This window comes from Prevotella sp. MGM2, from assembly GCF_002933955.1.
GTDB lineage: Bacteria > Bacteroidota > Bacteroidia > Bacteroidales > Bacteroidaceae > Alloprevotella.
Genome location: NZ_BEWW01000248.1, coordinates 1 through 1,224 on the forward strand (window position 1 = coordinate 1; position 1,224 = coordinate 1,224).

At 46.8% G+C, this 1,224-nt stretch carries 2 protein-coding genes; both read right to left on the minus strand.

Annotated features, from left to right (window positions below):
• Positions 1–277, minus strand: a 277-nt coding sequence (locus C5S62_RS06295) for a helix-turn-helix domain-containing protein (RefSeq protein ID WP_104404551.1), incomplete at its 3' end; no start/stop codon positions are given.
• Positions 278–315: 38 nt separating this feature from the next.
• The gene (locus C5S62_RS06300; protein ID WP_057327944.1) at positions 316–627 is read right to left on the minus strand and encodes a helix-turn-helix domain-containing protein; all 312 of its coding nucleotides are present in this window, start codon (positions 625–627) and stop codon (positions 316–318) included.
• Positions 628–1,224 lie beyond the last annotated feature (597 nt).

The following is a 1,224-nucleotide window of genomic DNA, read 5'->3' on the forward strand; positions in this document are numbered from 1 at the left end:
GGTAGCCGTCATTCAGCATCCTTTCGATGTCGGATTCACGGTAGAGGATTTTACCACCCAATTGGATATAGGCGATACGCCCCTCGTTGCGGTAGTCCTGAAGCGTCCGGCGGCTCACCTTCAACCGTGCCGACACCTCCTTGTCGGTGAAGAACCGCTCACCGCCCAATGTCGGGCGGTAGTTGGCGGTCAGATACTCTACATTGTCAAGCAGTCGGTCAAGGCTGCCCATGAAGTGGATTATCCATTCGCTGTCTTTGTTAATCAACTCATTCATACTATTCGGATTTAGTGGGTATTGTCATTATATTCAGTTCATATAGTCCTGCCTTTGAATCTTGCTTCTTTTCTCCTGTCCTCCACGATGGAGACGATACGCTTCACATCTTCGGGACGGTAGTAGGTCTTGTGATTGATTTGGCTGTACGCCAACGTGCCGTTGTCACGCAAGGTCTGCAACGTGCGTGGGCTGATGTTGAGCATCCGGCACACGTCCTGATTGTCCATCCACTCGCTCATTGTCTTTTCCCCATGCCGATGGCAGATGGCATCCATTCGGTGGACGAAGCGGTCGAACTTGGCGACCATCGCCTCAAAGGTCTTTCTTTCGATTGATACGATTTCCATATTGTCTTTCTTTTAATTGTTATTGTTTCTTTTGCTGCAAAGGAATATAGAATCCGCTGTCCGGCAATGGCTTTTCCGTAAGTGGCAGCATGTTGCGCTGATACGGTGGTCATTGTCCGGGTTACTGCCTGTCGATTCCCCGTAAGCAAGCCTGTGTACCATGATTTCCGCTCCACCTTTTAAGACTGCTATCATTCCTTTGGCTGCAAAGAAATATGGAATCTGTTACCCGACAATGGATATTGCCATTACTGGTAGCATATGGCACAGAGTGGTAGAGGTTGGCATACGTTGTAAGTACGCTAACTCCCTTAATTCTGAAAATTAGGGATGCAGCAAGAGTGAAAATAAGGGCTTAATTCAAACTTACCCTATATCTCACCTTTATCCGTTCCGCTATTCATCTCCGGCAAATCGTAGAACTTCTCACCGCTGTTTCCATCACCATATTGCAGAACCGCACAAAATTGTCTAAGAGAATCCAAACGCTTGAATGACTGTACTAAAGCACCTTACTTTGCTCCCGATAATCGGTCGAGGTGCTGACCAAGACCACATTCAATAACTTAATCAATTTGTTTTATACAATGAAGAGAG